Consider the following 23,262-nt stretch of genomic DNA (forward strand, 5'->3'; position numbering starts at 1 on the left):
AACGCCCGTGGTTTCGTTGTGGTGGTGGTGGTGTTTCCGTGCCGGAACGGGCACCGCTTCGGCTACAGCGCGATCGTGACGACCTTCTCTTCCAGATACGCATCGAGCCCGCTTTGCGACAGGTCGCGGCCGACGCCGCTGTCCTTGAAACCGCCCCACGGCAGCCGCGCGTCGAGCGGGCTCCACGCGTTCACCGCGACCGCGCCGACCCGCAGGCGGGCAGCCGTGCGATGGGCGGTCGCGAGATCGCGCGTCCACACCGTCGCCGACAGGGCGTAGACGGTGTCGTTCGCGAGCGCGACGGCTTCGTCCTCCGTCTCGAACGGGATGATCGTACCGACCGGCCCGAACACTTCGTCGCGCGCGATGCGCAGCGCCGGGTCGACGTTCGCGAAGATCGTCGGCCGCACGAAAAAGCCTTGCGACGGCACCGGCTCGTCGCCCGCGACCAGCGTCGCGCCGTCGCGGAGCGCGGTTGCGATATGCGTTTTCACGCGCTCGGCGTGGCGCGCGCTGATCAGCGCACCCATTTGCGTCGCCGGGTCGAACGGCGTGCCGACCTTGACCGATCGCGCCGCGTGCGCGAGCGCGCCGACGACGTCGTCGTAGCGACGGCGCTGCACGAGCACGCGCGTGCCGGCCGCGCAGGTCTGCCCCTGGTTGACGAACAACCCCATCGCGACGCCGGCCACCGCCTCCTCAAGATTCGCATCGTCGAAGATGATCTGCGGCGCCTTGCCGCCGAGTTCGAGCGTCAGCCGCTTGAATTGCGCGCCGGCTTCGCGTGCGATCGTCCGGCCGACCTCGGTGCTGCCGGTGAAGCTGATCTTGTCGACGCCCGGATGATTGACGAGCGCGGCCCCGACCGATGCACCGATGCCGTGCACGAGATTGACGACACCCGGCGGAAAGCCGGCCTGCGCGGCCAGATCCACCAGCGCGCCGACGGCGAGCGGCGCGTCCTCCGATGGCTTGATCACGACCGTGCAGCCTGCCGCCAGCGCGGGCGCCAGCTTCCAGCACGCGATCATCAGCGGCGCATTCCACGGCACGATCAGTCCGGCGACGCCGACGGCCTCGCGCACCGTGTAGTTGACCGTCGGGCGTCCCATGAAGCCGCCGGTCGGAATCTGCCGGCCTTCGAGCTTGTCGGCCCAGCCGGCGAAATAGCGCAGCGTGTCGATCGACATCGGCAGGTCCATCATGCGCACCTCCATGGCCGGGCGCCCCTGCTCGCGCGCCAGCAGCTCGACGAAGCGTTCCGCGTCGTGCTCGAGCAGATCCGCCAGCCGATGCAGCAGTTGCGCCCGCGCGGCGCCGGGCAACCGGCTCCACGGCCCGCCGTCGAATGCGGTGCGCGCCGCGCGCACGGCCCGGTCGACGTCGGCTTCGGTGCCGGCCGCGACGCGGGCCAGCAGGTGTCCGGTGCACGGTTCGAATTTCTCGAACCACTCGCCGTGCGCGGCGTCGCACGGCTCGCCTGCGATCCGGTGTGTGAGGGTGTAGTCGGCTGTCATGTCGTGATCTCCAGATCAGGCGCCGATCCGGGGCAGGAAGGATCGGCTTGTCTGGCCCACTGTAGGGCGCGGGTGACGGCGACGCTGGGACATCCGTGCGCCGGATGCAGGATTCGCATGCATGCGCGCCGGTCAGCATGGGCAATCGATCCGCGGATCGATCTTTCGTGCGCTGTCGCCACTCGGGCGAGTGTGTCTCGACAATAAAGCGCGAAACGCGATTCCGCGGTCAGGTTACAGAAACAGCAGCGCCGGATTCAACGCCGTTTCGTCGCACGGCTGCGCGCGCCAGCCCAGCGCCACCGGCACCGAATACAGCCGCCGCGCGCCGAAACGCGGCCAGAAATGGCACAGCCCCGGTGCGATCACCTGCACCACGGACAAGCCGATGTCGGGCCGCGTCTTGTCGACGACGAGCACGTCCATGCCGGCTGCCGCGATGCGCTCGACACACGCCGCGATCACCGCCGGTAACGACGCGGCATCGGCCCGCTGCCACGTCGAAGGCGTCGTTGCCGGCATACCTGCCGCCGGATATAGAAATCCGGTCGACGAAAGCGTGTCGCGATCCCAGGGATGCGGCGCATCCGCCGCGATATCGAGCAACTGGTTGACTTCGGTCAGCGCCCGCTGCACCGCGATCCGGCCATCGGGATGACAGCCGAAACCGATCGAGAAACGCCCGTCCCGCGGATTCTCCGCGAGCGCGACCACGGTCGGCACCGCGAGATCGGTCGTGATGTCGAGCGCCCATACGCGCCATCCGAACGTCGCGTATTCGTGCACGAGCGCGTCGAAATACGGATCGTCGAAACCCGCGAGATCGATGCCGGGGCGCGCGATCCGGTTGTACCACCAGATCGCGACCGCATCGCGCTCGATCAATTCGAGCATGCCTTGCAGAATCGCCTCGTCGAGGCTCGAGCCGGCGGCGCAGCCGTTCGGGTTGTGCACGCAGGCGGCCATGGCCTGCGCGCTGTCGGGCGTTTCCGCGTAGCAGTAGCTCAGCGGCACGAGGCGACGCCGGCCGTTCACGAGCGACCACGCAGGCGTCCAGTCGATCACGTCGCGCGACGTGAAGCGCGGCGGCACCTGCTTGCGCACATCGCGAGTCAACGCGTTGATCGCGTCGCGCGCGTCGAATTGCCGTTCGCTGAACTGTTGAAGCACGTTCACATGGATCGGTTCGGCGTCGCAGGCCGGATCGGCGCGCAGGCTGTCGAGGCTGCCGGTCACCGTCGCCTCGTCGCCCTGATACACGCTGCTGAAGCGTTCGAGCGCCTCGCACAGCGCGCTCGTGCGGGCCTGCTCGTCGGTGCGGCCCTTGCCGGAGCAGAGCCGGTCGAACCGGTTGCTGTCCGGCACGGCGGCCGGGCATACGAGAAAGCCCGACGCATAGACCTTGCGCAAGCCCGCGTGCCGCTTCGGCATCGGATGCAGATACGCGATCGCGCCGCTGACCGGCGAAATCAGATGCGCGTGACGCGCGAACACCTGTTGCGGATCGGCGCTCCGGTAGCCGCCGTCCGTCCGCGCCAGCGGCGCATCCCCGGCGAGCCGCGGCGCACGCGCCGCCTGCTCGCGCATCCACGCGGGATTCCCGCAGCACGGGCATTGCGGCCGCCTGACCACGCGGTGACGTTCGACGGCCAGCGTGTTGAGGCGATGCGCGATGAGGTGCGTTTGCGCACGTTCCGCGACAGCGCGGTTGACCGCGATCTGCTCGACCGTCGCGGCCACGAGCGCGGCCGCGGCGGCGGCCGCCGCACGCGACGCAGCCACCGGTACACGCGTCGCGTCGTTGCCGTGATGGCGCGCCAGCAACGCCTCGACCGGCCGGTTGACGCGCATCCAGTAGCGCACGCATTCGATGCACGGCGCCTCGGCGAGCGCGCCGCCGCCGGCCAGCAACGGCCCGATCAGCGTCTGCACGCCGCCGGTCGCCACGACGAGCAGTGCACCGCCGCGCGCCGCCACGCGGGCGGCGCACGCGGCGAGATCGTCGCGGTCATGCGTATCGACGATCGCGACGGTCAGTTCGGCCTCCTTCGCGATACCGATACCAGCCGCGTCGAGCGCACGCCGGAGCGCCGCACCGTCCGCACCGAACGTCTCCACCGCGACCCGCAGTTGGGCCATGCGCGCGCACGCGGCGTCGCCGTCGAGCTCCGCCCGTTCGAAGAAGCCGCGCGCCGCATCGTCGCCGTGCGGTGGATCGGCGCGCACGTAGCCGCGCCGCACCAGATGATCGAGCCGCGCGAGCACGTCCCATTCACCGAACGTGCCGGCCAGCGACGTCACGATCTCGGCAATCGTCATGCGCGCTCGCAGGCACGCGGCGATCCGCACGAAGATCGCGCCGGACAGCATCGCGCGCCTGAATTCGTCGACGACGAACAGCGTCTCGGGCCCGGCATCGAGCACGAGCAGGTGCGACTTGAAGCGCAATACGCGCGAAAGGTCATCGAGCATGCGTCGGGTTCCGTGCGACGGGTCGGACAAACGTCGCGCGGCCCCGGGCAACCGCCCAGGGCCATGCGACGGTGCGCGGGTCGGCCGCGCCCGGTCAACAGCAGGTGAACAGGTAACACGGCCCCGCGTCGCAGTAGGCCGCGAGCGCCACGGCCTCCTCGTCCAGGTGCGTCGGCTGCTCCGGTATGCCGACCGTCATCACGTTGCGCGGCAGGTTCCAGCTCCCGCCGCCTTTCCCGTCGCTCGTCCAGCCATGATCGCCGCCCGTCTTCTCGATGTCGATGTCGATGATCCACGGGCACTGATAGCCGAAGTATTTCGCGAGCGTATCCAGCGGCCGGTCCAGCAGTTCGGCCTTGAACGCCGGGTCGCGCCACGAGAGCGCGATCGCGCGCAGATAGACCTTCTGAAACTCCAGCATCGATTCGAGCGTCGGATTAGCGTTGTCCTTTGCCATGTCGGTTTCCCCGGAGTCATTCCATGATGGTGATGTGGTCCGCGTTGTACGCGGCCAGCGCCTGCGCGAACTGCGCGTCGTCCGCCGGCGCGGGCGGCAGGTACAGCGTGAGCTTGTTTTTCTGGCCGGCCGTCCAGTCGCCGTTGACGGTTGGTGTCCACTCAGACGATTTGAGCTGCACCTTCAGGTCGAGCTTGAACGGGAAGTGATAGTCGAACTGCTCGCGCAATGCGTGGACCGGATCGGCTTCGAGCTTGTCGAGAAACGCCGGCGAATGCCAGGCGAGGGCGATCGCGCGGATAACGGTCGCGCGGTATTCGAGAAACTGTTCGTACGTCGGTAATCGAAGATCCTTGCTCATCGTTCTGCTCTCCTGAATGACGGTTTGAACTGCTTACGGTTACGGCAACGACTGCAACGTCGCTTCGGCAAGCCTGGCGATCCGGCCCATGCCCGCCGTCGTTGCAATTTCGACTGCGCGCCGGCATGCGTCCAGCGCGGCCACGCCGCCGCAGCGCGGATCGGCCCGGCGCAAGTACTCGCCCTGCTTGAGCAACAGCTGGGCTTCGTAATACCGTTCGCCGCTCGTTTCGCACCATGCGAGGCACTGCCCGACCTGCGCGAGCGCCGCGTCGTAGTCGCCGCGTTCGGCATCCAGCTCGGCAAGCAGCGACGCGTAGTAGGTCAGCCCGAGCAGGCCGCCCGACTGCCGCTGTGCGTCGAGATGCGCGACGACGCCCGCGCGATCGCGTTGCGTCCATGCATGAATGATCGCGGCGTAGTGCCCGACCGCGCGCAGCCGGTGCGCATCTGCCAGCCGGAGAATCGCCTCCGACACGGCTCGCGCCGCGTCGTGGTCGCCCGCGAGCTGATGCGTGCGCGCGAGGTACATCATCGTGACGCCGAGCGTCGGCAGATGGTCGAGGCAGGTCGCGCAATACACGGCTTCGCGCGCCATCGCGAGCGACGGTTGCGGATCGTCGTCCATGCACCAGCGCACGCTGGCGAGCGACGCCATCGTCCACGCGCGCGTATCGAGCCCCAGGATGCGCCGGTGGCCCGCGTCACGCCGCGCGTCGTAGCCGGCCAGCACCGCGTCGAACGCGGCACGGGCGCGCGCATAGTCGCCGTCGACCCACAGGCTCATGCCGCGCATCGCGTCCGCCGCGACCTGCACGCCCGCCTCGCCGCGCTCGGTCGCGAGCGTGTCGAGCCGCTTGCCGATCCGGCGCACGGTCGAGCGGTCGCCGGCGACGTGGTAGTAGGTCGACAGCGTCCACAACGCGCTGATCTCGAGCTCCGGGTCGTCGAGCGTCCGGGTCTGCCGCAGCAACCGTTCCGCATGCTCGCGTACCTGCGGATCGGCCCACCCGAATCGCGCCATCGTCGCGTGCGTCAACGTGGCGCGAATGCGCGCACTGTCGTGCTCGCGCTGCGCGTGATCGGCGGTCGCGAGCCAGTCGAATACGGCCTGCCCGTAGCGAATCGCGTCGTCGTATCGCGAATGTTCGAGCGCGCGCCGCGCCGCATCGATGCCTTGAGCGATCGCGTCCGCGCACGCGCCGGCGCGCGCGAAGTGCCCGGCGACGCCGAACGCGTGCGCACCGGCGCCGCGATCGGCCCGCGCGAGCAGCGCACGGCCGACGCGCGCGTGGTTGCCGCGCCGCACCGCCGGCGGCATCGATTCGTATGCGGCGTCGCGAATCAGCGCATGGCGGAACGCATAGAACACGCGATCGCGCCGATGTTGCGCGTACACGATCCGCTCTTCGAGCAGCAGCCGCAGATGGGCATCGAGCGTGGCACGATCATGCGGCGATGCATCGGCGAGCAGTTGCGCATCCACTTCGAGCCCGATGGTCGCGGCAAGCTGCGCGGTGTCGCGCGCGTCGTCGATCCGGTCGAAGGCCAGACCGAGCATGCCGCCAAGACTGAGCGGCAGCGGATAAGGGTCCGTTGCCGAGGGCCCGGCAAGCGGACCGTCCGCGCCGCTCACCGTCAGTTCGCGCGCGACGGCCTCGATGAACAGCGGGATGCCCGCGGTGCGATCGGCGAGCCGGTCGAGCCACGCCGGATCGAACGCGCCCGGGCCGAGATGCGCCGACATCAGGCGTTGCGCGTCGTCGCGCGGCAGGCGGCGCAGCACCACGCGGTCGGCCGCGCCGCGCCAGCGCGCGAGCTTGTCGGGGCGCGACGTGAGCACGATGCACAGTGCCGCCGCGCGCGGTGAGCGCCGCAGATACGCGAGAAACTCCTCGGTCGAGCGATCGAGCCACTGAACGTCCTCGATCACGAGCAGCACCGGCGCGCCGTTGCCGAGCGATACGAGCAGTTGCTCGAGGACGTCGAACAGCGCGTGCTGTTCGCGCGCGCTCGACCACAAGAGCCCGTTCGCGTCGCAGGGCAGCCCGAGCCAGGTCGCAAGCGCGACACGCGCCGCCGCATGGTCGCAATCGAGCGGCGCGATCATCGCGTCGATCGCCGCGAGCGCCACGCCGGGCGCGCGATCGGCATCGACGTGCCAGTGCGCGGCGATGAACCGCAGGACCGGAAACAGCGCATGATTCTCGCGTTCGGGCAGGCAACCGCACTGCGCGAACGCGTGGCCCCGGGTCCGCACGGCCTCGCACAGCTCGTGCACGAGCCGCGACTTGCCGAAGCCCGCCTCGCCGACGACGAGCCGCGGCACGCCATCCGGCGCCGGCTCGCCGCGCAGCGCGCGACGATGCCGCCCGAGCGTGTCCTGCCACGCGCGCAGCAGTGCGTCGAACTCGCGCGCGCGACCGACCATGGGTGTCCGTCTGCCGGCGTCGAGCGAATCGAACGGCGTATCGGCGTGCCGCTCGCCGAGCAATTCATGAACCGGCTGCGGCACCAGGCCCGCCCGTGCGAGCCGCAACGCGGTCGGCCGCGAATCGGCATGCCGTTCGAGCACGAGCCGCGCATCGTCGCTGATCAGAATCTGTCCGGGGCCGGCCAGCCGCAGCAGCCGCGACGCCGCGGCGGGCGTCGAGACGCCCGACATGTGCGACGCATGCGCGAGCACCTGCCCGACGTGAATCGCGGCGGCCACTTCGACCCGCCAGCCTTCTTCACCCTCGGCAGCATGGCCGCCGGCGGCTGGCGGCACCGGCAACCGCGCGCGCCCGGCGACGCGCACCATGTCGAGCGCCGCCCGCACCGCCCGGCGGGCGGGCCGGTCAATGTCGCCTTGCAGGCCGAAATGGAACAGCAGCGTGTCGCCGAGCCGTCCGCCCGCATGCGCGCCGTAACCGACCGCGATATCGGCGCACTTCGTCAGCCACTGTTCCTCGTAGCCGTCGAGCGCCACGCCGTGCTCGGTGCCGGCATGGCGCTGGCGGCCCTCGCCGGCAATCGTCACGCAGCAGCACAGCGTGGTGATCTGCCGGTACTCGCCCACTTCGGCGAGCGTTTCTCCGCGCGGCGCAAGCGGGCGCGAGCGCGCTTGCCGGCCGGCGCGACCGGCGTCGAACTGGCCGACCAGCGCGGCGAAGTTGAGCGCACGAAACTGCGTCGCGAGCGCCTCGGCCGACGCGGCACGCTGCCGCGGATTCTTGTTCAGCGCGTGCCGCAGTACCGCGCCGAGCGGCAGCGACGCAATCGACGGCGGAAGCGCGACATCCACCGGGCTCAGCTGCTGATAGAGAATCTCGGCCACGCTGGCGCCCTGCATCACGACTTCGCCCGTCAGGCATTCGAGCACGATCAGGCCCCACGCATACAGGTCGCTGGCGGGCGTCGGCGGCTCGTTGCGCAATTGCTCCGGCGCGCAGTAGGGCGGCGAGCCGAGTACTTCGGTCGCGAGCGTCGCGGTCTGGCGCGCGATATCTTCGGTGCCGGGCAGCAATGCGCCGATACCGAAATCGAGCAGCTTCGCGTGCGGCCCGTCGTCGGCGATCGCGATCACGATGTTCTGCGGCTTCAGATCGCGATGCACGATGCCGCGCCGATGGGCGGCCGCGAGCGCGTCGAGCACCTGCGTCATCAGCCGCCCCGTGTCGATGGCCGACAGCGGCCCGTCCGCCGCGAGCCGGTCGCGCACCGTCCGGCCCTCGACCAGTTCGAATACGGCGAACAGCCGCCCGTCGGGCGCTTCGCCGCGGTCCAGTAGCGCGACGATGTTCGGATGCCGCAGCGCCTCGCACAGGCTCGTCTCGCGCCGGAAGCGCGCACGCCGGTGCATCCGCTCCGGCGCGGTCAGCGCGGCATCGTCGCGCATCAGCTTGATCGCGACGGCGTGCCCCGTCTCGTCGCAGGTCGCCCGAAACACCATGCCGTTGCCCCCTTCGCCGAGCAGCGGGCCGAGCCGGTAATGCCATTTGCCGGCGAGCGTTGCAAAAGGCACCGCGTGCTTCGGCGGTTCAGGTGCATCCGGCCGGGCGAGGGCGCGGGATACGGTCGGCAGCACGGCCGGTTCTCCCGCGTTCACGGGCAATGGACGATCGGGCCCGGCGCCGCGCGCGGTACGCCGATACGCAGCCCGGCGGCCGGCACCGACTCGCATTCGAGATGCTCGCCGCGCATGACCCGGAACGGCACATCGCCGAAGCGGACGCTGCCGCGCCGACGTTCGACGAGCTGGCTCGCACCGAGCCCCGGCAGCGCCGCGAACTGGCTCCGCGCGCGATGAATCTGCACGTTGACATGGGACGCGTCGATGCCGAGCATCCGCGCGAGCCGGTCGAGTTCGATCCACCCTTGCGTGGCGGCGTCGTAGCCGGCCTGCATGTCGGCCGAGCGGGCGCGGGCGAGCGTGACGAGGCTGTAATGATGGGCGCGCTCGCCGAGGTCGACCACGCCGCCGCGGACATGCAGCAGCATCCGCACGTGCTCCTCGTTGCGGCTGACGAGGAATTCGAGCAATGGCGCCGGCGCGGCCGGATCGGCGGGCGCGGCGAGCATCACCGTCGAGCCGTGGCGCGCGAGCGCGAGACGCCACGCGAAGTCCCCGGTCGACACTTCGTCGCCGTCATGGAGCGCGCGCGGCGGCAACGTGTCGTCGCACAGCCATTCGCCGGCCGGCGAACGAACGATCGTGACCGGCTGCGCGGCAGGCACCGGCAGGATCTGGCGCGGCGCCAGCACGATCGGCGCGGCGGCACCGCGAATCGGCCACAGCGTATCGGCCGGATCGTCGAGCGACTCGACCCGCCACGGCGCGGTGCCGGCCCTGCCGAAGCGGATCACGTCGCCTTGCTGCAGCACCGCATGCTCGCCATCGCGCAGCGATACGCCCGATACCGACGTGCCGTTGCTGCTGTGATCGTGGAGTTCCCAGAGCCCGCCGACCCAGCGGATATGGGCATGGACGCGGGACACCGAGCCATCCCGGATGACCGTGTCGCAGCGCGCGTCGTCGCGGCCGAACACGTGATACGCGCGGAGCAGGCATGCGTCTCCGGAAGCGTCGTTCTTGAGTATCGCCATGGCCGCCCCGTGTCGGATTCGCCCGGATCGTTCGAGTGACGCATCGACGCTGCCGGGCAAGCGATTGATTCGATGATTGCGAACAGTGCCGCCCGTTCGCCGCCTCGTTACCTGTTTTTCTGGTCAGTTGCCTTGCCGGGCGTTACCCAAGCGCCGCGCGTCATTTCAGTAAATTGAATGGTCGATTACTTTGTTGTTTTAAAAACGATCGTCTCGATGAAAATCCTGCCAAATAAAATCGTGCACCGCAACCGGCATACCTGGATAACGATTTTATATTGCAATGCTTTACCTTTTCGATGAATTTTTGGGGTGCAAATAAAGGGTCGAAATTCTTCATCGCCGCGCGATATGCCGCCAGTCATGCGCAAGGCCGGCACGACGACATTGAACGACGGAGCGGGATAATTGATCTTTGCCCGCGCGGAAGTTTTGTTTGGCCGGTCGAAAATAAAATAAAACCGTTTCGATTTTATAAATAATTTTCTCTGGTGTTTTTATAATCACCGCCGTTTAACTTGTTCATGAATCACGTCGTGCCGCAGCAAATATCCCGCGATATAGTCGGCGAACGCAGGGGGTGTCGGCACGACCGTGCATCGCGAATGGTCACCCGACCGCAGCGACACGTGATGCGGCATCGCGCCCTCTGTTTGTCGAGGAGCCATCCACCGACGCCCTCGACGGAGCGCGCCCACGAACCACGCCGGCACCAGCCATCCACCACAGCTCCCCACCACCATCCCGCCCTCAATAATCCCCTTGACGCTGTATCTTTCGATATATATCTTTAGATATGTTTTACGACATATAGGACACGATCATGCGACACAACCCCTCCCGCGGCCATGCCCGATGCGACGGTCATGGTGCGCATGCCGGCCCTGACTGGTTCACCGGCGTCTTGCACGCGATCGGCCGCCATCGCCGCGGCCACGACCCGTTTGGCGGTGGCGGCCCGTTCGGCGGCCGGGGCGGACGCGGCGGCTTTGGCGATTTCGGCGACGACGGCATGCCGCGCGGCCGCCAGTTCAGCTCCGACGACCTCCAGCTGCTGCTGCTCGCGCTGGTGGCCGAACAACCGAGCCACGGCTACGAACTGATCAAGGCGCTCGACACGCGTTCGAACGGCTTTTACAGCCCGAGCCCCGGCATGGTGTATCCGGCGCTCACGTATCTCGAGGAAGTCGGCTTCGTCGCATCGCAGGCGGAAGGCAACCGCAAGCGCTATGCGCTGACCGACGCCGGCCGCGCGCATCTCGACGCCCAGCGCGAACGCGTCGACACGCTGTTCGCGCGCCTCACGCACCTCGCCCGCAAGATGGAGTTCATGCGCCGCGCGTTCGCCGGGGAATCGGCGGGCAACGAAGCGCAGGACGAATCGCAGGCCGGCTGGCTGCCGGAATTCGTCGAGGCCCGTCTCGCGCTCAAGCGCGCGCTGCTGCACAAGAGCGCCGCCGATGCCGACGAACAGCGCCGCATCGCGGCCATCCTGCGCCGCGCGACGGCCGAAGTCGAAGGCGGCGCCGGCGCGTGATGCGCGCCGCCCCGTCACCATCCAAGGAGAATGGATTGATGCAGAACACGTCCGAGCGCACCGTGACCCGCGTGCGCCACACCCTCAAGTTCCGCCTGCTGCAAGTCCTGCGCGTGCATGCCGTGACGCCGCATCTGCTGCGCGTCACGCTCGGCGGCCCCGATCTCGCGGATTTCGAATCCGCATCGTTCGACGATCACGTGAAGGTCTTTTTCCCGCCGCCCGGCGCGGAACGCCCCGCGCTGCCGACGCTCGGCGCGAACGGCCCCGAGTTTCCGGCAGGCGAACCGAAGCCGGTCGCACGCGACTTCACGCCGCGCCGCTTCGACCGCGCCGCCCGCGAACTCGATCTGGAATTCGTGCTGAACCATCCGGGCCCGGCATCGCAGTGGGCCGCGCAGGCACGCGTCGGCCAATGGCTCGGCATCGGCGGCCCGCGCGGTTCGTTCGTCGTCCCGACCGGTTTCGACTGGCATCTGCTGATCGGCGACGATACGGCGCTGCCGGCCGTCGCGCGGCGCCTCGAGGAATTGCCGGCCGGCGCGCGCGCGGCGGTCGTGCTGGAAGTCGCGGATCGCACCGCGCAGATCTCGTTCGATACGCGCGCCGACGTGCATGAAATCTGGCGCTTCCGCGCCGAAGCCGACGCGGCAGACGGCGACGTGCTGCTGAATGCCGTGCGCGATCTGCCTTTGCCGTCGTCCGGCGACGGCTACGTGTGGGCGGCCGGCGAAGCGCTGTCGATGCGCGCGGTGCGCCAGCACCTGACCGGCGAGCGCGGCGTCGACAAGTCGCGCATCCGCGCGGCGGCCTACTGGAAGCGCGGCGCGGCGGCCGTGCACGAAACGCTGGAAGACTGACCGGGAGCGCCCGCTCGACCGGCGGCCGAAACAATCGTGGCGCCGGCGCAGCGGCGGGCTTGGCACCGGCATCCCGGCTGGTATATATGTATGTCTGCGACGCCGCTGTCGGGCGACAGCCGCCGCAGCCCGTCCAGGAGCGCCCGGTCATGACAAAAGCAAGCCACGCTTCGCCTTTCCTTCGCCATCTGAAGATCGCCGGTTATTGCGGCCTCGCCGCGGTCGTCCTCGCGCTGTTCGTCGCGATGTGCGCGATCCTGAAGGAAAGCGCCCTCGACCGCGATGCCGCGCGGCATCCGGCCGATACGCCCGAACTGCACGACGCGAGCGACGGCCCGTCCGCCTCGGCCGAATCGGCCCGCACACCCGGCTCGCCCGGCTGACGGCGTCCCTGCCGCGGCGTTCCGCCTCGTTCCGCTTACGGCGCCTGCCGGCGTCCCATCACGACCGCATGCACCGAATCGCCGAGCCGTTCGAGCAGCGCGGTCACGCGTTGCCCGTACAGGTGTGCGGCCAGCGCGCCCACCGTGCCGACCAGCACGCCGCCCGCCATGTCGAACGGCCAGTGCACGCCCGCATAGATGCGCCCCCATGCGATCGCCACGGCCATCGCGGCCATCACGAAACCGGTGACCCGCGTCGTGCCGCCGAGCAGCAGGCCGACCGCCATGCTCCACGCGAACGTCATGTGATCGCTCGGAAACGAACTGTCCGGCGCGTGCGGAATCAGCTGCGTGCCGACGCCGGCCATGAACGGGCGCGGCGAGAACCAGACATGCCCGAGCACCTGCGCGAGCACGAGCGCCACGCAGACGCCGACGCCGGCTTCGATCGCCTGGCGCCGCGCGGGGCGCGCGCCGAAGATCCAGGTCAGCAGCAGCATCGCGGGCAGCGCATAGACGAGCCAGTCGGCGGCGAAGATCGCGAGGCGGGCGACGCCCGGGTGCGGTGCACCCCCGGCGTTGATGGCGGAAAAGAGGGCGAGATTGAGGTTCTGCATGAATCCGGTTGCGTGGGGCGTAAAAGATCGGCCGGTTGCCCGGCCGGAGTCGAACGATGCTAGGGCGTGGCCGCTTAAGCGGTGCTTAATGCGGCCGCCGCCCGGGCAAGGCCCGCGCGGCGAACGCACTTAGAGCCTGCACTGCAACACAAGTTCACACAATTGTCATATTCCCGCGCGACCGTCTCCCGTAAAAGCTCACCACCTTTCCCGTAAAGACTCACCCTTTTCACATGAGGGCGTCATCGACGCCTGCGACCATCGCCCGGGCCGGCACGCCGTCCAGGCCGTTTGTCTCATTCATCTCAATATTTACGCCGCAAATTATTCGAAATCGGCAACAATTAATTCCAGATGCGGCATCGCACAACGGCAACGCACAGGCATACGATTACGTCCACTCATCCACGAAGCGATCAACAACAAGGAGTCCGCATGAAACCCAGCGATGTCCGATCGAAAGCGTTTGCGATGCCGTTGACCAGCCCTGCCTTCCCGATGGGCCCGTACCGTTTCGTCGATCGTGAGTTTCTGATCATCACGTACCGCACCGATCCGGACCGCCTCCGTGAAATCGTCCCCGAGCCGCTGCAGGTCACCGAGCCGCTCGTCCACTACGAATTCATCCGCATGGCCGATTCGACCGGCTTCGGCGATTACACCGAAAGCGGCCAGGTGATCCCCGTCGAATACGAAGGCCAGCCGGGCGGCTATACGCTCGCGATGTATCTCGACGATCACCCGCCGATCGCCGGCGGCCGCGAGCTGTGGGGCTTCCCGAAGAAGCTCGCGTCGCCCACGCTGCACGTGAACACCGATCACATCCTGGGCACGCTCGACTACGGCAAGGTGCGCGTCGCGACCGGCACGATGGGCTACAAGCACAAGGAACTCGACATCGACGAGCAGACGAAGCGGCTCGCCGGCCCCAATTTCCTGCTGAAGATCATCCCGCACGTCGACGGCACCGCGCGCGTCTGCGAACTGGTGCGCTACTACATGCAGGACATCAAGATGAAGGGCGCGTGGACGGGCCCCGCATCGCTCGAGCTGGCGCCGCACGCGCTCGCGCCGGTGGCCGATCTGCCGGTGCTCGAAATCGTCGAAGCGCGCCACCTCGTCGCGGATTTGACGCTGGGCCTCGGCGAAGTCGTCTACGATTACCTGGCCCAGTAACACGTCCGCAGTCCTTTCTCCCTGTCAATCCTTTCACCACGGGAATTCGAACATGAGCAACCTGAATGGCAAGACCGCAGTCGTCACGGGCGCCGCAAGCGGCATCGGCAAGGAAATCGCGCTGGAGCTGGCCAAGGCAGGCGCGGCCGTCGCGATCGCCGACCTGAACCAGGACGGCGCGAACGCGGTCGCCGACGAGATCAACAAGGCAGGCGGCAAGGCGATCGGCGTCGCGATGGACGTGACCAACGAGGACGCCGTGAACAGCGGCATCGACAAGGTGGCCGAAGCGTTCGGCTCGGTCGACATCCTCGTGTCGAACGCGGGCATCCAGATCGTCAACCCGATCGAGAACTATTCGTTCTCCGACTGGAAGAAGATGCAGGCGATCCACGTGGACGGCGCGTTCCTGACGACGAAGGCCGCGCTCAAGCACATGTACAAGGACGATCGCGGCGGCGTCGTGATCTACATGGGTTCGGTGCACTCGCACGAAGCGTCGCCGCTGAAGTCGGCGTACGTGACGGCCAAGCATGGCCTGCTGGGCCTCGCCCGCGTGCTGGCGAAGGAAGGCGCGAAGCACAACGTGCGCTCGCACGTCGTGTGTCCGGGCTTCGTGCGCACGCCGCTGGTCGACAAGCAGATTCCGGAGCAGGCGAAGGAGCTCGGCATCAGCGAAGAGGAAGTGATCAAGAAGGTGATGCTGGGCAACACGGTCGACGGCGTGTTCACGACGGTGCAGGACGTCGCGCAGACGGTGCTGTTCCTGTCGGCGTTCCCGAGCGCCGCGCTCACGGGCCAGTCGTTCATCGTCAGCCACGGCTGGTTCATGCAATGAAGCCGCACGCCCGCACCGAAAAGCAGGCCGTGGATGCGGCGGACCTGCACCACGAAGCCGGCGCACCGGCCGCTGCGCGGTCGCTGCCGTACGAAACGATCGCGCTCGTCCTGCAGGGCGGCGGCGCGCTCGGCGCGTACCAGGCCGGCGTGTTCGAAGGGCTGCACGAGGCGGGCATTCCGCTCGACTGGATCGCGGGCATCTCGATCGGCGCGCTCAACACCGCGCTGATCGCCGGCAATGCGCCCGAGCATCGCGTCGAGCGCCTGCGTGAGTTCTGGGAAACGATCTGCCAGCCGGCGTTCTTTCCCGCGATTCCGGCCGCGTTCGAATTCGCGCTGTTCAACAGCATCGACCAGGTGCGCACGTTCTTCACCGCGTCGCAGGCCGCGAGCGCGATGATGCAGGGCCAGCAAGGGTTCTTCGTGCCGCGCTTCCCGCCGCCGCTGCCGGGCGTGGCCGATCATCCGCAAAAGATCAGCTGGTACGACACGTCGGCGCTGCGCACGACGCTGCTCAAGCTGTGCGATTTCGACCGGATCAATTCGGGCGAGACGCGCGTGTCGGTCGGCGCGGTCAACGTCGGCACCGGCAACTTCGTGTACTTCGACAACTCGCGCATCCGTCTCGCGCCCGAGCATTTCATGGCGTCCGGTGCGTTGCCGCCCGCGTTCCCGCCCGTCGAGATCGACGGCGAGTATTACTGGGACGGCGGTGTCGTGTCGAACACGCCGCTGATGGAAGTGCTCCGCGCCCGGCCGCGCTGCGATACGCTCGCGTTCCAGGTCGATCTGTGGAGCGCGCGCGGGCCGCTGCCGCGCACGATGGCCGACGTGGCCGAGCGCACGAAGGACGTGCAGTATTCGAGCCGCACGCGTTTCGTGACCGACACGCTGCAGCGCGAACAGCGCTACCGCAACGTGCTGCGCCACGTGCTCGAACAGGTGCCGGAAGAGCAACGCAAGAACGATCCGTGGTGCGTCGAAGCCGAAGCGATGTCGAGCGGGAAGAAGTACAACATCCAGCACCTGATCTATCAGCAGAAGGCGTACGAGCATCACTACAAGGACTATCAGTTCGGTCTGTCGACGATGCGTGACCACTGGTCCGCGGGTCTCGACGACATCCGCAAGACGCTCGCGGTGAAGGACGGCCTCGCGCTGCCCACCAACGACGCGGGCTTCGTCACGCACGACATTCACCGCCGCCGGTAATGCCGTGTGCAACGGGTCGGTGCGCTGCCTGCGCCGGCCCGTCCTCCTTTCCGATTCGACATGCCGATTTTCATTGCGCTATTCGCGCTCATCGCCCTCGGATGGGGCGCCGTTCACCTGTTTCACGTCATCGCCGCGCAGTTCGGCCAGCCGGTCGCGATCGCGGCCGCCGTGCTCGCCGCCGCGCTCCTGATCGCGTTGATCGCGTGGTGGCTCAAGCGCCGCCGCGACATCGCACCGAACACGAAGGAAGCAGGCTGGACGCATATCGTGCATCGCGCGTGGGGCGAGTTGCGCGTGTCCACGACGCAAGGGCTGCTGTGGCTGTCGCACGACGGCGCGGACGGCCGCTATACGCTGTCGCAGCTCGACGGTTGCGAGGCCGCGCCGATCGACGGCCGCTGGCATCTCGTCGTGCGCGTGCGCGACGCCGTGCGCGGCGAATGGAAGCTGCCGATGATGGACAAGCGCGATGCGCAGCGCTGGGCGCGCGTGCTCACGCTGGCGAAGGACAACCGGCTCTGAACCTGCGTTCAGGCCGGGCGGCCCGCACGGGCCAGCCGCACGACGGCCCGCTATCGCGCGCCGAGCGCCCGCAGCGCATCGAGCACGTGCTGCGTCGCCCGTTCGATCGGGCCGGCCCGATGGGCGATCCCCAGTTCGCGCCACAACGCCGGACGTAGCGGCCGCATGACGATACGCGCATCCGGCAGCGGGGCGCCCGCCTCGTGCGGCAGCAGCGTCGCGCCGTACCCTGCGGCGACCAGGCTCTTGATCGCATCGTTGTAGTTGAGTTCGATCCGCGGCACGGGCCGGTGGCCGCCGAGCGCGAACCATTCGGTCGTGAGCCGCGACAGGCGCGTCGTCGCATCGTTGAGAATCAGCGGCCGCGCGGCCAGATACGCCGGCGTCACACGGGCTGGAAGCGGCCAGTCCGCGGGCAGGAAAGCCATCACCGGGTCGCGGCGCCACGGGCGAATCGACAGCCCCGCGACCGGCGCTTGCGGCAGCGCGACCAGCCCGACGTCGAGCGTGCCTTGCGCAATGCGCGCCAGCGTGTCCTGCGACGTGAGCACCGCGATCTGCACGTCGATATCCGGATGCTGCGCGCGCAGTCCAGCCACCGCCTGCGGCAGCAGATGCGCGATCGCACCGGTCGAGGCGCCGAGACGCACGCGCCCGGTCAACCCCTGCACCTGTCGCTGCACGTCGTCCAGCGTCGATTCGACCTCCGCCAGCAGACGCCGCGCCCGCTCCACCAGCACTTCACCGATCACCGACGGGCGCACGTTGCCGCGCGTACGCGACAGCAGCGGCGCGCCGACGCGGCTTTCCAGCTCGGCGATATGCAGGCTGACGGTCGGCGGCGCGAGATGAAGCCATTGCGCCGCCGCCACGAAGGAACCCTGGTCCGCGATCGCGACCAGCGTACGCAGGCGGTCCAGACTGATCTCGCGCATCACACACCTCTCGTTCAGGAAAGCTGAATCAGACAGTCAGTAAATTCAACTTTTCCTATTCTAGGCGTTCGGTGGACGATACGGTTTCCCACGACGACCGAACGCGACGAGCACGACCATCATGAGCTTCCCCACTGTCTTCATCGACGGCGACCAGGGCACGACCGGGTTGCAGATTCACGCGCGTCTGCGCGACCGCACCGACGTTCGGCTGCTCACGCTTCCCGCCGCCGAACGCAAGGACGCGGCGCGGCGCGCCGATGCACTCAACGCGTGCGATATCGCGATCCTGTGCCTGCCCGACGCGGCCGCGCGCGATGCGGTCGGCTTCATCCGGAACCCGGCGGTACGCGTGATCGACGCGAGTTCGGCCCATCGCACGCAGCCCGACTGGGTCTACGGCTTTCCCGAGATGGCCGACGGACACGCACACGAGATCGCGCATGCGAAACGCGTGACCAATCCCGGCTGCTACCCGACCGGCGCGATCGGCCTGCTTCGCCCGCTGCTGCAGGCCGGGCTGCTGCCGCGCGACTACCCGGTGAGCATCCACGCGGTGTCCGGTTACTCGGGCGGCGGAAGAGCCGCCGTCGACGCATTCGAATCGGGCGACGCCGCGGCACGCGCGTTGCCGCTGCAGGTCTACGGCCTCGCGCTCGAGCACAAGCACGTGCCCGAGATCCGGCAGCATGCGGGGCTCGCGCACCGCCCGTTCTTCGTGCCGGCCTACGGTGCCTATCGGCAAGGCATCGTGCTCACCATTCCGATCGAGCTGCGCCTGCTTCCGGCCGGCGTGACGGGTGAGCGGCTGCATGCGTGTCTCGCGCACCACTACGCGGACGCCCGTCACGTCGATGTGATGCCGCTCGCGGACGCACGCGCGGCAGCGCATCTCGATCCGCAAGCGCTGAACGGCACCAACGATCTGCGGCTCGGCGTGTTCGTCAACGCGAACGGTGGGCAGGTGCTGCTGTCCGCCGTGTTCGACAATCTCGGCAAAGGGGCATCCGGCGCCGCCGTGCAGAATCTCGACCTGATGCTCGGCGCGCGACTCGCGGCGTGACGCTCCGCAGGCATCGTCGACGATGCCCGCGCACGCCCCTGTAAAAGCTCACCTTTAGCCGGTTTCAGGCCGTATCGTCACCCGCCGCGGCATTCAGGCCGGCCAGCGTCTCCACCAGAAAATCCACGCACACGCGTACCTTCGCCGACGCCGCGACGCGTTCCGGGTACACGGCCCAGATGTTCGCGGGCTGGGTCGCGTCCGGCAGCACGCGACACAGTTCGCCGCGTTCGATCAGCGGCCCGGCCTCCCAGATCGAGCGCAGCACGATGCCGCGTCCGGCCAGCGCCCATTGCACGGCCACCTCGCCATGGTTCGTCGACAGCGCACCGCCAACCTTCACCGTGACCGTTTCACCGCGCACGTTCAGCCGCCATACGCCGAACGGATGATCGCGCTCCTTGATCGCGAGACAGTCGTGCGAGGCCAGATCCGCGAGCGAGCGCGGCGTGCCGCGTCGGGCGAGATAGTCGGGCGACGCGCACAGCACGCGATGGTTCGTGGCAAGGCGGCGCGCGATCAGGTGATCGGCGATGTCGTCGCCGATGCGCACGTCGAGGTCGTAGCCTTCGCCCGCCACGTCGACGAGCCGGTCGAACAGATCGAGCCGCACATTCAACTGCGGATAGCGCGCGCTGAAGTCGAGCAGCGCCGGCGCGACGACGTGCCGGCCGAAGCCGAAGCTGCTCGACATGCGCAGCGTGCCGCGCGGCACCGTGCGCGTGGTCGATACGTCCTCGACGAGATGATCGACGTCGTCGAGAATCTTTTCGGCGCGCGCGAACACGCGTTCGCCGGCGTCGGTGACCGTCATGCGGCGTGTCGAGCGATGCAGCAGGCGCGTGCCGAGCTGCGCCTCGAGCATCGCGACGCGCTTGCTGACGTACGCGGGCGACACGGCGAGCTGCTCGGCGGCTGCGCTGAAGCTCGCAAGGCGGACGACCAGGCTGAACACGCGCAGGTCGTCGAGGTTCGGCGATTTATTCACGATTCGTGGAAAGTCGATTAACTTTTGAGCGATTTTAATCCAGATGGAAACAAATAGAATGACGTGACGGGCCCCTGCCTTTCCGGCAGCCGGCCAATCAGCCAAGGAGATTTGCATGACCGACAGGACTTACAGGATTGCCGTGATCCCCGGCGACGGCATCGGCCGCGAAGTGATGCCCGAGGGCCTGCGCGCGCTCGCCGCCGTGACCGCGCGCTTCGGCGTGCGCTTCGATTTCGTCGAGATCGACTGGGCGAGCTGCGACTACTACGCGCAGCACGGCACGATGATGCCGGACGACTGGAAGGCGCAGCTGTCGGGCATGGACGCGATCCTGTTCGGCGCGGTCGGCTGGCCGGCGACGGTGCCCGATCACATTTCGCTGTGGGGCTCGCTGCTGAAATTCCGCCGCGAATTCGACCAGTACATCAACCTGCGGCCCGCGCGCCTGTTCGACGGTGTGCCGTCGCCGCTCGCCGGCCGCCGCCCGGGCGACATCGATTTCATGATCGTGCGCGAGAATACCGAGGGCGAATATTCGTCGGTCGGCGGCACGATGTTCGAAGGCACCGAGCGCGAAGTCGTGATGCAGCAGTCGATCTTCACGCGGCACGGCACCGAGCGTGTGCTGAAATTCGCGTTCGAGCTCGCGCAGCGGCGCGCGAAGCGCGTCACCGTCGCGACCAAGAGCAACGGCATTGCGATCAGCATGCCGTGGTGGGATGCGCGCGCGGCCGAGATGGCCGAACGCTATCCGGAGATCGCGGTCGACAAGCAGCACATCGACATCCTGTGCGCGCGCTTCGTGCTGCAGCCGGACCGCTTCGACGTCGTCGTCGCGTCCAACCTGTTCGGCGACATCCTGTCGGATCTCGGGCCGGCCTGTACGGGCACGATCGGCATCGCGCCGTCGGCGAACCTGAACCCCGACCGCACGTTCCCGTCGCTGTTCGAGCCCGTGCACGGTTCCGCGCCCGACATCGCGGGGCAATACATCGCGAATCCGGTCGCGATGATCTGGTCGGCGGCGATGATGCTCGACTTCCTCGGCAACGGCACGGGCCGCGAACGCGAAGCGCACGATGCGATCGTCGCCGCGATCGAGGACGTGCTGCGCACGGGGCCGCGTACCCGCGATCTGGGTGGCAATGCGGGCACGCAGGAAGTGGGCGAGGCGATCGCCGCGCGGATCGCGGAGTGAGAGGTGAGGGTCGTGCCCGGCGCTGGCGCCGGGCGGCCCTTCGTGAATCGGCTGCGGTGAGCGATACACGATGCGGTTGCGCACGTGTGCCGACTTTGACGATGCGGCGGCGGTGAACATCGAGCGGTGAGCAACGCCCTATCGCAACGCGCACTGCTTGCGCGATTTTTCGTTGAAAGTCGAAAGATGATTCGATCGGTGAGTTGCACGTCGCGCTCACACACACCGATCGGCAATGCACGATCGCTTCGATGCGATCGGTGAGATGCATCACGGAGGAAAGCACACCGCTGCACGTCGACATCTGCGCCGCTTTACCCGTGCGATGTCGCGTCGATCGGTTCAACGCACCCAGTTCGACGCGACATTTCACCTCGTCCCGAAAAATCTCACCTTCAGCGGGCAGCTCCCGAATTTCCTCACCATTGAACCGCGGTAACGCGTTCGCCGATCCGTTGAACGCGTGCGCGCATCATCACAGCCCGAGATCGGACAGCCCCGGATGATCGTCCGGACGACGGCCGAGCGGCCAGTGATAAAGACGGTCCGCCTCGCGAATCGGCAGATCATTGATGCTCGCGTGGCGATGCGCCATCAGGCCGTTTTCGTCGAACTCCCAGTTCTCGTTGCCGTACGAACGGAACCAGTTGCCCGCATCGTCGTGCCACTCGTACGCAAAGCGCACCGCGATGCGATTGCCGCCGAACGCCCACAGCTCCTTGATCAGCCGGTAGTCGAGTTCGCGCGCCCACTTCCGCTGCAGCAGCCCGACGATCTCGTCGCGGCCCGTCACGAATTCCGCGCGATTGCGCCAGCGGCTTTGCGGCGTATAGGCGAGCGACACGCGTTGCGGGTCGCGCGTGTTCCACGCGTCCTCGGCGGCGCGCACTTTCTGGCGCGCCGTGTCGAGCGTGAAGGGCGGAACGGGCGGACGAACTTCGGGGGAAGCGGACATGGGTAGCTCCTGTTCAGGGTTCTGGCCGCGAACGCACGCAGCCGGTTCGGATTCGCTGCGTCGGCTACCGCGAGGCGGTATCGAGCAGCAGTTCAGCCGTCGCGCGCGCATCGCGCGCGGCGTTTGCATCGCCACTGACGAGCGCCACGCCGATCGCGCCGTCGATCAATACGAGCCACTGACGCGCGAGGCGCGCAAGCCCGCGGCGCTCGATGCCGGTTTCGTCGGCATAGGCGTCGAGGCACTCGCGCACGAATGCCAGCAGGCGCGCCTTGTGCACGCGGGCGACGACGCGCACGGGATCGTCGGCGTCGGGTATCTCGCCCGACGCGTTCAGGAATGCGCAACCGTGAAAGTCGGGCTGCCCGAACCAGTCGCGCAGCACGTCGAACATGCCGAGCAATTGCGCGCGCGGCGCCTTGCCGCGCGCCAGCGTGCCGTCGACGAACCAGCGCATCCAGCGCTCGTCTCGCCGCTCGAGCGCGGCGACCACCAGTGCTTCTTTCGATTCGAAATGCGAATAAAAGCTCTTTCGCGCCGCACCGGATCGCTTGACGATCGCATCGACACCGGTCGCATGGATGCCGCCGGAATAGATCAGCGCTTCGGCCGCGTCGAGCAGCCGGTCGCGAACGCCCGGTTCGCCGGAGGAGTCGAGAAGTGTGTTCATGGGTTTACGGTAGAACGATCGTTCTCCGCCGTCAATACCCGCATGGAGAGACCCTGCCGCTGGAAAGGCTGAATCGTGCCTGGAGCGCCGGCTCGCCTCGTCGGGTCGTCAGCTCGATCCGCGCTGATTGAATGGTGAACGGATCAAGTGGTGGCCTGCGCACCGGTCGAGGTCGATCGATGTCGATCGCATCGCCTATCAGTGAGGCGCAACGCTGTGTGCGGCTCACGGTTGATGTCCCGATTCGGCGCGATGTCGCATACGGCGGCAAGCAAACGCTCGCCTGCCAGGCGAAGCAGGGAAGTGTGTGGAAGAAGGGAAAAGCAGGCGCCGAATGGCGTGATGAGAAGAAGCGAGGTGCTACCGACAGGTGAAGCGGACGTGAAATCGCCATTCACCGATGCGG

Annotated in this window: 22 protein-coding genes; 11 read left to right on the top strand and 11 right to left on the bottom strand. The window is 67.9% G+C overall.

The features are described from left to right. Positions 1-62: 62 nt before the first annotated feature. The 6 genes from BLS50_RS24990 to BLS50_RS25015 form a co-directional block, all read right to left on the bottom strand. On the bottom strand, positions 63-1,517 hold the full coding sequence (locus tag BLS50_RS24990; RefSeq protein WP_074804861.1) for an aldehyde dehydrogenase family protein: 1,455 nt from the start codon (positions 1,515-1,517) through the stop codon (positions 63-65). A 234-nt stretch (positions 1,518-1,751) separates the two neighbouring features. Continuing rightward, positions 1,752-3,989: a TOMM precursor leader peptide-binding protein gene (locus tag BLS50_RS24995; RefSeq protein WP_074804864.1), complete on the bottom strand. Its 2,238-nt coding sequence runs from the start codon at positions 3,987-3,989 to the stop codon at positions 1,752-1,754. A gap of 94 nt (positions 3,990-4,083) precedes the next feature. Continuing rightward, entirely contained in the window at positions 4,084-4,446 is a 363-nt protein-coding gene (locus BLS50_RS25000; RefSeq protein WP_006480160.1) for a BMA_0021/BMA_0022 family TOMM bacteriocin, read from the bottom strand. 16 nt (positions 4,447-4,462) lie between these two features. Then, positions 4,463-4,807, bottom strand: coding sequence for a BMA_0021/BMA_0022 family TOMM bacteriocin (locus tag BLS50_RS25005; RefSeq protein WP_027812774.1), 345 nt, complete (start codon positions 4,805-4,807; stop codon positions 4,463-4,465). A gap of 39 nt (positions 4,808-4,846) precedes the next feature. Continuing rightward, positions 4,847-8,896 carry a TOMM system kinase/cyclase fusion protein gene (locus BLS50_RS25010; RefSeq protein ID WP_074806688.1) on the bottom strand — a complete coding sequence of 1,350 codons (4,050 nt, stop codon included), beginning with the start codon at positions 8,894-8,896 and terminating at the stop codon, positions 4,847-4,849. Continuing rightward, positions 8,893-9,894 carry an FHA domain-containing protein gene (locus BLS50_RS25015; protein ID WP_074804867.1) on the bottom strand — a complete coding sequence of 334 codons (1,002 nt, stop codon included), beginning with the start codon at positions 9,892-9,894 and terminating at the stop codon, positions 8,893-8,895. The genes BLS50_RS25010 and BLS50_RS25015 overlap by 4 nt, the downstream gene beginning before the upstream one ends. A gap of 823 nt (positions 9,895-10,717) precedes the next feature. Between BLS50_RS25015 and BLS50_RS25020 the strand changes: the two genes are divergently transcribed. The 3 genes from BLS50_RS25020 to BLS50_RS25030 all read left to right on the top strand — a co-directional run bounded on the left by BLS50_RS25020 (position 10,718) and on the right by BLS50_RS25030 (position 12,674). Beyond that, positions 10,718-11,431: a PadR family transcriptional regulator gene (locus BLS50_RS25020; RefSeq protein WP_027808502.1), complete on the top strand. Its 714-nt coding sequence runs from the start codon at positions 10,718-10,720 to the stop codon at positions 11,429-11,431. 38 nt (positions 11,432-11,469) lie between these two features. Continuing rightward, complete coding sequence (locus tag BLS50_RS25025; protein ID WP_011548733.1) at positions 11,470-12,291, top strand: siderophore-interacting protein; 822 nt, start codon at positions 11,470-11,472, stop codon at positions 12,289-12,291. 149 nt (positions 12,292-12,440) lie between these two features. Beyond that, positions 12,441-12,674, top strand: a complete 234-nt coding sequence (locus tag BLS50_RS25030) for a hypothetical protein (RefSeq protein ID WP_011548734.1) — start codon at positions 12,441-12,443, stop codon at positions 12,672-12,674. Positions 12,675-12,709: 35 nt separating this feature from the next. Here BLS50_RS25030 and BLS50_RS25035 read toward each other — a convergent pair whose 3' ends face one another. Next, entirely contained in the window at positions 12,710-13,291 is a 582-nt protein-coding gene (locus BLS50_RS25035) for an undecaprenyl-diphosphatase (protein WP_027813595.1), read from the bottom strand. A gap of 435 nt (positions 13,292-13,726) precedes the next feature. Between BLS50_RS25035 and BLS50_RS25045 the strand changes: the two genes are divergently transcribed. The 4 genes from BLS50_RS25045 to BLS50_RS25060 are packed head-to-tail and all read left to right on the top strand — an operon-like array spanning position 13,727 to position 17,044. Then, on the top strand, positions 13,727-14,467 hold the full coding sequence (locus BLS50_RS25045; protein WP_011548736.1) for an acetoacetate decarboxylase: 741 nt from the start codon (positions 13,727-13,729) through the stop codon (positions 14,465-14,467). A gap of 52 nt (positions 14,468-14,519) precedes the next feature. Then, positions 14,520-15,305 (top strand): 3-hydroxybutyrate dehydrogenase, encoded by a 786-nt coding sequence (locus BLS50_RS25050; RefSeq protein WP_006480179.1) that lies wholly within the window; start codon positions 14,520-14,522, stop codon positions 15,303-15,305. Further along, positions 15,302-16,519: a patatin-like phospholipase family protein gene (locus BLS50_RS25055; protein ID WP_011548737.1), complete on the top strand. Its 1,218-nt coding sequence runs from the start codon at positions 15,302-15,304 to the stop codon at positions 16,517-16,519. The genes BLS50_RS25050 and BLS50_RS25055 overlap by 4 nt, the downstream gene beginning before the upstream one ends. 60 nt (positions 16,520-16,579) lie before the next feature. Then, the gene (locus tag BLS50_RS25060; protein WP_074804870.1) at positions 16,580-17,044 is read left to right on the top strand and encodes a hypothetical protein; all 465 of its coding nucleotides are present in this window, start codon (positions 16,580-16,582) and stop codon (positions 17,042-17,044) included. A gap of 50 nt (positions 17,045-17,094) precedes the next feature. On the opposite strand, the gene BLS50_RS25065 is transcribed toward BLS50_RS25060, so the two are convergent. Then, complete coding sequence (locus BLS50_RS25065) at positions 17,095-17,979, bottom strand: LysR family transcriptional regulator (protein ID WP_074804872.1); 885 nt, start codon at positions 17,977-17,979, stop codon at positions 17,095-17,097. A 121-nt stretch (positions 17,980-18,100) separates the two neighbouring features. Between BLS50_RS25065 and argC the strand changes: the two genes are divergently transcribed. After that, on the top strand, positions 18,101-19,042 hold the full coding sequence (gene argC / locus BLS50_RS25070) for an N-acetyl-gamma-glutamyl-phosphate reductase (protein ID WP_074804875.1): 942 nt from the start codon (positions 18,101-18,103) through the stop codon (positions 19,040-19,042). 64 nt (positions 19,043-19,106) lie between these two features. Here the strand turns inward: argC and BLS50_RS25075 are convergent, their stop codons facing one another. After that, a complete protein-coding gene (locus BLS50_RS25075) occupies positions 19,107-20,030 on the bottom strand; it encodes a LysR substrate-binding domain-containing protein (RefSeq protein ID WP_074804878.1) in 924 nt (307 codons plus the stop codon). 115 nt (positions 20,031-20,145) lie between these two features. On the opposite strand from BLS50_RS25075, the gene BLS50_RS25080 reads away from it, so the two are divergent. Together BLS50_RS25080 and BLS50_RS25085 are read left to right on the top strand one after the other, a co-directional pair. Continuing rightward, on the top strand, positions 20,146-21,231 hold the full coding sequence (locus tag BLS50_RS25080; RefSeq protein ID WP_074804880.1) for a tartrate dehydrogenase: 1,086 nt from the start codon (positions 20,146-20,148) through the stop codon (positions 21,229-21,231). Between the two features lie 235 nt (positions 21,232-21,466). Then, positions 21,467-21,670: a hypothetical protein gene (locus BLS50_RS25085; protein WP_176934297.1), complete on the top strand. Its 204-nt coding sequence runs from the start codon at positions 21,467-21,469 to the stop codon at positions 21,668-21,670. A 36-nt stretch (positions 21,671-21,706) separates the two neighbouring features. Here the strand turns inward: BLS50_RS25085 and BLS50_RS25090 are convergent, their stop codons facing one another. Both BLS50_RS25090 and BLS50_RS25095 read right to left on the bottom strand, forming a co-directional pair. Continuing rightward, the gene (locus BLS50_RS25090) at positions 21,707-22,186 is read right to left on the bottom strand and encodes a nuclear transport factor 2 family protein (protein WP_011548744.1); all 480 of its coding nucleotides are present in this window, start codon (positions 22,184-22,186) and stop codon (positions 21,707-21,709) included. 64 nt (positions 22,187-22,250) lie between these two features. Then, a complete protein-coding gene (locus BLS50_RS25095) occupies positions 22,251-22,856 on the bottom strand; it encodes a TetR/AcrR family transcriptional regulator (RefSeq protein WP_074804882.1) in 606 nt (201 codons plus the stop codon). Between the two features lie 179 nt (positions 22,857-23,035). On the opposite strand from BLS50_RS25095, the gene BLS50_RS25100 reads away from it, so the two are divergent. Then, the gene (locus tag BLS50_RS25100) at positions 23,036-23,230 is read left to right on the top strand and encodes a hypothetical protein (RefSeq protein ID WP_244106834.1); all 195 of its coding nucleotides are present in this window, start codon (positions 23,036-23,038) and stop codon (positions 23,228-23,230) included. The last annotated feature ends 32 nt before the right edge of the window (positions 23,231-23,262 follow it).

It is taken from the genome of Burkholderia orbicola, assembly GCF_900100915.1.
GTDB lineage: Bacteria > Pseudomonadota > Gammaproteobacteria > Burkholderiales > Burkholderiaceae > Burkholderia > Burkholderia orbicola.

What these genes read in the sequence shown, in the direction of transcription:
- BLS50_RS24990 (WP_074804861.1), bottom strand. Translation starts at nt 1,517, where the DNA reads ATGACAGCCGACTACACCCTCACACACCGGATCGCAGGCGAGCCGTGC.
- BLS50_RS24995 (WP_074804864.1), bottom strand. Translation starts at nt 3,989, where the DNA reads ATGCTCGATGACCTTTCGCGCGTATTGCGCTTCAAGTCGCACCTGCTC.
- BLS50_RS25000 (WP_006480160.1), bottom strand. Translation starts at nt 4,446, where the DNA reads ATGGCAAAGGACAACGCTAATCCGACGCTCGAATCGATGCTGGAGTTT.
- BLS50_RS25005 (WP_027812774.1), bottom strand. Translation starts at nt 4,807, where the DNA reads ATGAGCAAGGATCTTCGATTACCGACGTACGAACAGTTTCTCGAATAC.
- BLS50_RS25015 (WP_074804867.1), bottom strand. Translation starts at nt 9,894, where the DNA reads ATGGCGATACTCAAGAACGACGCTTCCGGAGACGCATGCCTGCTCCGC.
- BLS50_RS25020 (WP_027808502.1), top strand. Translation starts at nt 10,718, where the DNA reads ATGCGACACAACCCCTCCCGCGGCCATGCCCGATGCGACGGTCATGGT.
- BLS50_RS25025 (WP_011548733.1), top strand. Translation starts at nt 11,470, where the DNA reads ATGCAGAACACGTCCGAGCGCACCGTGACCCGCGTGCGCCACACCCTC.
- BLS50_RS25030 (WP_011548734.1), top strand. Translation starts at nt 12,441, where the DNA reads ATGACAAAAGCAAGCCACGCTTCGCCTTTCCTTCGCCATCTGAAGATC.
- BLS50_RS25035 (WP_027813595.1), bottom strand. Translation starts at nt 13,291, where the DNA reads ATGCAGAACCTCAATCTCGCCCTCTTTTCCGCCATCAACGCCGGGGGT.
- BLS50_RS25045 (WP_011548736.1), top strand. Translation starts at nt 13,727, where the DNA reads ATGAAACCCAGCGATGTCCGATCGAAAGCGTTTGCGATGCCGTTGACC.
- BLS50_RS25050 (WP_006480179.1), top strand. Translation starts at nt 14,520, where the DNA reads ATGAGCAACCTGAATGGCAAGACCGCAGTCGTCACGGGCGCCGCAAGC.
- BLS50_RS25055 (WP_011548737.1), top strand. Translation starts at nt 15,302, where the DNA reads ATGAAGCCGCACGCCCGCACCGAAAAGCAGGCCGTGGATGCGGCGGAC.
- BLS50_RS25060 (WP_074804870.1), top strand. Translation starts at nt 16,580, where the DNA reads ATGCCGATTTTCATTGCGCTATTCGCGCTCATCGCCCTCGGATGGGGC.
- BLS50_RS25065 (WP_074804872.1), bottom strand. Translation starts at nt 17,979, where the DNA reads ATGCGCGAGATCAGTCTGGACCGCCTGCGTACGCTGGTCGCGATCGCG.
- argC (WP_074804875.1), top strand. Translation starts at nt 18,101, where the DNA reads ATGAGCTTCCCCACTGTCTTCATCGACGGCGACCAGGGCACGACCGGG.
- BLS50_RS25080 (WP_074804880.1), top strand. Translation starts at nt 20,146, where the DNA reads ATGACCGACAGGACTTACAGGATTGCCGTGATCCCCGGCGACGGCATC.
- BLS50_RS25085 (WP_176934297.1), top strand. Translation starts at nt 21,467, where the DNA reads ATGCACGATCGCTTCGATGCGATCGGTGAGATGCATCACGGAGGAAAG.
- BLS50_RS25090 (WP_011548744.1), bottom strand. Translation starts at nt 22,186, where the DNA reads ATGTCCGCTTCCCCCGAAGTTCGTCCGCCCGTTCCGCCCTTCACGCTC.
- BLS50_RS25095 (WP_074804882.1), bottom strand. Translation starts at nt 22,856, where the DNA reads ATGAACACACTTCTCGACTCCTCCGGCGAACCGGGCGTTCGCGACCGG.
- BLS50_RS25100 (WP_244106834.1), top strand. Translation starts at nt 23,036, where the DNA reads ATGTCGATCGCATCGCCTATCAGTGAGGCGCAACGCTGTGTGCGGCTC.